At 44.9% G+C, this 7,152-nt stretch carries 9 protein-coding genes; 3 read left to right on the top strand and 6 right to left on the bottom strand.

What is annotated here, in order from left to right:
• Positions 1 to 127: 127 nt before the first annotated feature.
• The 3 genes from C170_RS16140 to C170_RS31170 all read right to left on the bottom strand — a co-directional run bounded on the left by C170_RS16140 (position 128) and on the right by C170_RS31170 (position 1,013).
• Positions 128 to 319 carry a hypothetical protein gene (locus C170_RS16140; RefSeq protein WP_036611535.1) on the bottom strand — a complete coding sequence of 64 codons (192 nt, stop codon included), beginning with the start codon at positions 317 to 319 and terminating at the stop codon, positions 128 to 130.
• 39 nt (positions 320 to 358) lie between these two features.
• The gene (locus C170_RS30810) at positions 359 to 730 is read right to left on the bottom strand and encodes a hypothetical protein (RefSeq protein ID WP_036611534.1); all 372 of its coding nucleotides are present in this window, start codon (positions 728 to 730) and stop codon (positions 359 to 361) included.
• Between the two features lie 121 nt (positions 731 to 851).
• A complete protein-coding gene (locus C170_RS31170) occupies positions 852 to 1,013 on the bottom strand; it encodes a hypothetical protein (RefSeq protein WP_017690239.1) in 162 nt (53 codons plus the stop codon).
• 144 nt (positions 1,014 to 1,157) lie between these two features.
• On the opposite strand from C170_RS31170, the gene C170_RS16130 reads away from it, so the two are divergent.
• Positions 1,158 to 1,439, top strand: a complete 282-nt coding sequence (locus tag C170_RS16130) for a hypothetical protein (protein WP_036611533.1) — start codon at positions 1,158 to 1,160, stop codon at positions 1,437 to 1,439.
• A 153-nt stretch (positions 1,440 to 1,592) separates the two neighbouring features.
• Entirely contained in the window at positions 1,593 to 3,491 is a 1,899-nt protein-coding gene (locus tag C170_RS16125) for a sensor histidine kinase (RefSeq protein WP_036611532.1), read from the top strand.
• A gap of 78 nt (positions 3,492 to 3,569) precedes the next feature.
• Here C170_RS16125 and C170_RS16120 read toward each other — a convergent pair whose 3' ends face one another.
• Together C170_RS16120 and C170_RS16115 are read right to left on the bottom strand one after the other, a co-directional pair.
• The gene (locus tag C170_RS16120) at positions 3,570 to 3,812 is read right to left on the bottom strand and encodes an NHLP leader peptide family RiPP precursor (protein WP_091015589.1); all 243 of its coding nucleotides are present in this window, start codon (positions 3,810 to 3,812) and stop codon (positions 3,570 to 3,572) included.
• 54 nt (positions 3,813 to 3,866) lie between these two features.
• Entirely contained in the window at positions 3,867 to 4,814 is a 948-nt protein-coding gene (locus C170_RS16115) for a hypothetical protein (protein ID WP_051447227.1), read from the bottom strand.
• Positions 4,815 to 5,033: 219 nt separating this feature from the next.
• Between C170_RS16115 and C170_RS16110 the strand changes: the two genes are divergently transcribed.
• On the top strand, positions 5,034 to 5,771 hold the full coding sequence (locus C170_RS16110) for a hypothetical protein (protein WP_036611530.1): 738 nt from the start codon (positions 5,034 to 5,036) through the stop codon (positions 5,769 to 5,771).
• A 37-nt stretch (positions 5,772 to 5,808) separates the two neighbouring features.
• Here the strand turns inward: C170_RS16110 and C170_RS16105 are convergent, their stop codons facing one another.
• Positions 5,809 to 7,062: an acyltransferase gene (locus C170_RS16105; protein ID WP_036611527.1), complete on the bottom strand. Its 1,254-nt coding sequence runs from the start codon at positions 7,060 to 7,062 to the stop codon at positions 5,809 to 5,811.
• Positions 7,063 to 7,152: the final 90 nt, after the last annotated feature.

Below are 7,152 nucleotides of genomic sequence, written 5' to 3'. Positions count from 1 at the left end.
TCCAATGTGAACGAAATATAGCCTTTTTGATTTAAAATGAATCTTAACAATTGAAATGGTAAGTTTTTCAGTGGCCTCTGAAATTACAGACGTCATCTTTTTTAAGTCTACTACGGATCTATATAAGTTAGTCATCCGAAGAGGGCTTACGAGAAGCCTTCTCTTTGGGAATGGCATGTTCGACCGCATCACGTTGATCCTCATCCTCAAGTGCTTCGGGGAAGGAGTCCTCAGTGAACAGTCCGAAGTCCGGGTCAATATCCCGTTCGGTCACGAGATTATCCGGTTCATGCACATGCTTTTGGCGATCTTCCTTCATCGTGTATGCACCTCCTCATTCAGGATGTCATAACAGCTGTTAATGTCGCGGTGGAATGTCGTTCTCTGGTTTAGCATCCGCACCAGCACCATTAAGCAAGTCGGTACCATGCAACGCATCCGGATCGGGTGCAGCAGGATCAACCGGACTGTTCGGTTGCAGAAGATCTGCATCCGGTACAGATTCCAGCGGTGTCTCAGCCAAACGTGAATCCAATTCCGGCTCATCCACAGCGGTTGCGGCTACGGGTGCCAGATCCGAATCTTCCGTAACAATCCGTCTGCCGGAAACTTCATCAAAGGTGTCCATATCGCCTTCCGGGACTTCCGTCTCTGGTGGAATATCGCGGGACCTCTGATAACGGTCATAATAGCGGTCGCTCTCTTCGTTACTAATTGGTTTGTCAGACATGAGTAACACTTCCTTTCATTGTCGGTTGTCCAAAGCTTCTTACTCCGTAGTTACCCAAAGCGCTAGTGTTGTAATCTTGCACAGGTTATTATCTCCGGGTGTTCACTACGATATGAATGCCTTAGAATTTGGGGAATACATATTTAACCAAGAAGTATAAGAATCCGAAAAAGATAATGATATACGCGGCATATTTAATAAATGTGGAAGCGACCATACTTGAATCCGATTTATGCTGAACATCCTTATGTTCTACCTCAACCGTACGATGGGGCTCATTCATTGTAATCATCTCCTTAGCGTGTTTGTTTGCTTTGAGAAACCATTACACCCGGAGCAAAGGATTGAATCGCAGCCACCGTTTTTACAGCTTTTCCTGTTTTGCCTATGTTATGATGAAGCTTGAATATGTAAGGGAGGGATTCATGTGGACTGGTATACACTGGGGAATATGATCACACGCATCCGTATCGGGCAAAAGGCGTCCACACCCGGGTTCTCCCGTACCGTCATCCGTCGTCCGGATGGTTTGTTTTGGGTAGGCGGTATATGGTCTGGGCAAGTTGTCCAGTTACGGGATTTCCTTTTTTCCGACATATGGACCATCTATGATGATGAGGAGACAGAGCAGTGGCTTGAATTTCGCAGTCAAGTTGAACAGAAAGAACGGGAAATGATAGTGAACCAGTTCGAAGACCTGCGTGATTAATTGAATAACTTTAACAATAAAATGGAAATAAGACTATAAATCGACTTAAATGTGAAATTTCATTTTATCTCAAGAAGGTGACGTGACAAACGGTGGCGAATGATAAATGAGAGAATCTAAGATAGGGAAAATTAGAACTTTGAGGTGCTGTGAATGAAAAATGTGCCCAAAGCTATCGTCATCTTATGGATGAGTGTATTGATTATTCTAGGCATGCCACATGGGATAGTCTTTGCAACTACAGGAGTGGTTCAGCAACCTGTATCCATTACAGGATGGGAAGTAAAATGGGGGAACGTTGACGATCAAGGATTCATCAGTGAGGTTAAGGGAGCAGACGAAATATGGGAAAAGCAGGGCAGTGATAAGTTAGAGTATAGCAATACGGATCGATCGAATTCTTTGTGGACTCGCCTGACCATTCCTGAGTTGAGTGAGGAAAGTTCAGCCATTCGATTTGAGAACATTAAAGGCAATCATATTGTTGTTTATCTGGAAGACCGCAAGGTCTACGAGAACTATCATTACAATTATGATAATAATGCTGTGTTGCTGCCCTTATCCAGCGAAAATTCAGGTGACACGCTCTATGTATGGTCGCAAAATGAAAAAGGCCGTCTGGGGATACAAGGTATTGTTCAGGTGGGACCTTATGCCGCGTTACAGGAGAAATATATTCATAACGGACTTATTGATGTAATTTTGGGCGCGACCTTTGTGTTCACAGCGATTACGATGCTGAGTTGTACATTCTTCCTTGGCAAATTCCATAAGGGATTATGGATCTCGCTATGCATCGTGATGGGTTCCATCGGCACGATGATCATCACGTACTCGCAATTTTTGTATACGTTCTATCAGGTATATGGTGACCTGTATTCCGTAGTCTTTGATCTGGCGATGCTGCTGGGTATGCCAGCGCTATGTTATTTTTTTGAACAGATTATCGGGCCAGGACTGCATGGAATCTTCACCAAACTGCGAAAAATACTATTCATATATTCAGTTATCGCTGTATTCTCTCTATTTATTTATGTTACTTCAGGTGGGCAATGGGAGATCCTCTACAATCTGCTCGTACAGCGTGTGGTTGGCATTGTGCTGGTCATTCTGCTGACAATCCTGTTAGTTGGTACCATCGCCAAAGCGCTGCAACGAAATCGGGAAGCTATGCTGCTTGCAACGGGATTTGGTACATTTGCCTTGATCAGTGTGGCTGAACTGTTATGGTATTATCAGCGGAGTGGGACGTATCATCTGTTATGGTGGAAATGGTCCATGGTTGCATTTGTGATCTCGTTGATTGCCATTCTCGGAAGTCGTTTTGCCGAAAAACATACTAAAGTTCTAGAGTATTCCAAGGAACTGGAGCTGTTCAACAATGAGTTGCAGCGATCCGAAAAAATGGAGATTATTAGTGAATTGGCCGCTTCCGTTGCCCATGAAGTACGTAATCCACTTCAGGTGACAAGAGGGTTCTTGCAACTTATGACGGAACAGGAAGACAACAAAAATAAGGGGTATGTGCGAATTGCACTGGAAGAACTTGATCGGGCTTCGGGCATCATAACGGATTTTCTTACCTTTGCCAAACCTGAGTTTGATCATATTATCTCGCTCAATATCTCGGATGAATTCAATCATATTGAAGGCATTCTTGTGCCGATGGCTAATCTGGAAGGTGGTAAAATCACCACTGACATTCCGCCAGATCTATATATTCGAGGCAATTCCTCGAAGTTTAAGCAGGCTTTTATCAATATTATTAAGAACAGTATTGAAGCTCTGCAGGGACAAGGTCAGATTGATATCTGGGCGTACAAGCAGGATGGAATGATTAAGGTGCATGTCAGGGATAACGGAGAAGGAATGGACGAGGAAGCACTCTCCCGGTTGGGCGAGCCTTATTTCTCCAATAAAATCAAAGGCACAGGCCTCGGCATGATGGTGACATTCCGAATTGTTGAAGCGATGCAAGGACAGATCAGCTTTACAAGCACCAAAGGGGTAGGAACAGAAGCGGTTGTATCTTTTGTCGAGTTCGTCGATTGACGAACTCACAGAAGGATACAGCGGCTTTTTTTTGTTCCTACCCCTAATTTCTTACACTACAAGATTAGCTCACCCGAATTAACTTCTCCAAGGTCCGCAATTCACATCATAATTTACTTTGGAAGGATTGGGAGGTATGACAAGCACATAGTCATTCTGCTGCTCCTCAACAGTACGTACCTGAATGTGCTCCGGAATTACGATGCCGAACGCTTCACGAAGCGCCTGCTTCGGATTGGAGTGCAATTGTTGTCTGAAGTGCTCGTCAGTCCAAGCCTTTTCAATAATATCCTCATGCAACGTTTTCTCTGATACCATCATCGTCAACATTCCCTTCATATTTAAAATTAAACTAAATCAGCTTAGTCCTTATGCTCAGAATCCCAACTGTTGCTCGCTAATCCAGTGATGAAACCCACCTTGGAGGAGCTGTTTCTTCCGTTGTGTAATGTCCTGAACAGCTTGTACTAAAGTGTTGCATAAATAAGAATTAAACGCCTCAAGATGCGATATTCCTAAGTTAGACGATGTTAGTGTACGATTATAGTGATAAGCAATGTCTACGTAAGAGTTCATGAGTTGTGTATTGTATACATTGTCATGTATACGTTCGCTTAAAGGATGAACTGGATAGTTGTGATTCAGTGCTGCGGATATGTGGGAGAGGTAGCTGTTGTAGTTTCCATGCACAGCATCTTGTTGCGTGTCTGTGAAGTCATCGGTCATCTGGAGTGTCATGAGTGTGATGTTGATGGCAGAACACACCGGGATGATCCGGTCGGACTGATTCAGCAGAAGCAGTGCACCAGTAGCTCCAATGAGGAGAGGGGCAGCCTTTTGCGCAATCAACAAGGGATTCTGTTGGAAATAATCAATGGAATGCTCACCCGTAACACTCACGGCCCAATCCACTACATATTGTCTGAAATAGACCCAGAACGTGGAGGAAGGATTGAATAATACCGAGTAAGATTGAAGTGCATCCATGTAATATAGATTACCAAGAGATAACTTCAATGTGGCATTCTCCGGTTGTTCATCCATCACGTCGTCCTGATTCAGAAAATATAACATATGGATGAGACAGGCTGTACTTAATTGGTGTGCTTTCTCTGGGGGTAGTTTATCTGAGTGTTGCATCCAAAGTGGAGTGATGTACCCGATGTAGCTGTGTCCCGAATCTCGTAACAGCGGATTAACCGAACGAAGCTGCTCTAATGCATGTCCTGACAAAGGTTCGGGATATTCCCGTACGAGTTGCTCCGCTGAAGCAAACACAACCTCCAGATCGGATCTAAACGGATCTAACCAATCTTTCCGCATTATTACATATCGTCCTTCCTGCGATAAGGTGACTAAGGACTGTTCGACTAGATCATGAAGTTACACTTAGTATAGCGGAAATAAACTGAAAAAAATAGGATTTTTTGTGATCAATTGTGAGAAAAATGATGACTTTTTGTATTTTATGGCATAAAAAAGTGGATTTTAGGCTCAAACTAGGAGGGCACAGGATTTCGACATCGGAAAGGCGGCAGAAAAATGAATTTGAAATGGAAAACATGGATGGCAGCCGGATTGGCAGCCGTAGTTATAACAGCAACAACAGGACATGTGGCATTTGCTGATCCAGCCGTTCGTGCTGAGCAACATGACGATGCGTCAAAAGCTTCTTCCTCCGGCAAACCAGCGAAGCCATGCATGCAGGCAGGACACGGTCTGTTCATGATTGGTGAGACGGCGGACTTGCTTGGGATTGGACTTCGGGATCTGAAAGAACAGATGGAACTTGGCAAGACGTTGTCCCAGATTGCGAAAGAGCGTAAGGGACTTAGTGAGGAGCAGTTATTGCAGAAGTTGAAGCCTACACTGGCACAGCGTTTGGATCAAGCTGTGGAAGAAGGTTGTCTCACCAAGGAACAAGCTGCAGCCACGAAGGCAGACATGGATACCAAGTTGAAAAAGGTCATTAATACACCGCTGCGTGATTTGCGGCGTGAATTTGCCCACCATGGCAAACGTTCCATGGTAGATAAGGGCGAAATTGCCCGGTTTATTGGAGTGACCCCTGCTCAACTGCACGAGCAGCTTCAGGGAGGGAAATCCCTGGCTGAGATTGCTCAGGCAAAAGGCATTAGTGAAACGCAGCTGGTGGACAAGCTGAAGGAACAATTAACGGGTGATTTGAAGAGATTTGTGAATCAGAAGGGCAACGTACATCCAGCCCCGGGTCCCCAGGAACCTGTTCCTGGACGATCAACTTCGAGCGAAGTAAAATAAAGAAGAGCGTCTCCGTGAGGGGACGCTCTTCTTTATTTTAAAACGGCTCACTCGTTCCCGGACTGCGAGTTGAGCCGGGTGACGGAGTTCGCTCAGGTGAATTTCTTTTGTCCACAGCAGCTGATGGATTGGGAGTTAAACGTGGTTTGCGCATTAACCCTACGGTGAAACGTGAGCCAGGAAGCTTGGACAGCGCCCAACTGATTGCAAGAGCAATACCAACGGTTACAAGGAACGATAGCAACGTTACAGGCAGATGCCATCCACTGAGTTGAAGCGGTCTGGTGACATAAGCGATCGCGTAGATCACCAGTGCATGAACCAGATATCCACCAAATGAATAACGGCCAATCCAGGCTAAGAGGCGCTGAAACCATGTATCTTTGCCCCGCATCAGTACAAGGAAACCATACATCATAAACATCTGAGCCATAATGATCAGGAATGTGGTTGGTTTCAGATAGGTGGAGATATTCAGATTAACAACATCCCCGGACCCACGCAGCACATCGTAACCAAGCCATATATACATCCCTATAAACAGACAGATCGTCCATGGCAGGATCTTTGTGGTCCAACTCCTCCAGCTATCCACTGACCAGGCACACACGGCACCCAGTAAAAAGTAAAACCAGTACATCACCCATGAATAGGAGCGATATTGCAGCAACGTTGACCAAGGCTCAGACATGGATTCTGTCCAGCCCCCCATATTATAGTAGGACCATTGCATAAGCAGGGCATATAGTGCTGCTGCAAAGAGAATTAGTCCGATAATGACTTGCATGGGCGTGAAACGTGAGGTGTTCTGGATACGTCTCTGAATGGCTTTTGCTCCTGTCCAGAACAGGGGGAACAGAATATAGAATTGAAACACCATAATGACAAACCAGAGATGATATCCCGTCTGTGGTATAAACAGTTCACGAATCAGACTGCGAAAATCCGGTATGCCTGCAAGCCAGAACGCGGGGGTGAAGATACGGACAGAAAGCCAGTAGATCAGTGTCCATACGACAAACGGCATATAGATATCGCCAAATCGCTTTCGAATGAAGCGAGGATATTCCGGTTTGGTGTTACGATGATGGTAAAACAACATTACACCCGATAGAAATACAAACGTTGGCGTACCAAATCGGGTCAGATGATAAATCATGGTCAGCATAATGGAATCCGGTTGTTCAATATCAGCGCGATAGATATACTCAGCGATACTATGCTGCATGACGATTGCCAGAAAGGCAATGCCCCGCAGTTCGGTCCATTCCGTTATTCGCGGTTTTTTCACATTGTAATCCTCCCTCCAGGAACCGGAGTTCATCATATAAGGGTACCCGTTAAACATTAAGGCTGCATTAAATGTTGAAAATAGGTACTA

Source organism: Paenibacillus sp. FSL H7-689 (assembly GCF_000517905.1).
In the GTDB taxonomy this organism is placed as follows: domain Bacteria; phylum Bacillota; class Bacilli; order Paenibacillales; family Paenibacillaceae; genus Paenibacillus; species Paenibacillus amylolyticus.
Note: the sequence above shows the minus strand (reverse complement) of the source record. Positions and strands in the feature narration are given on the sequence as shown.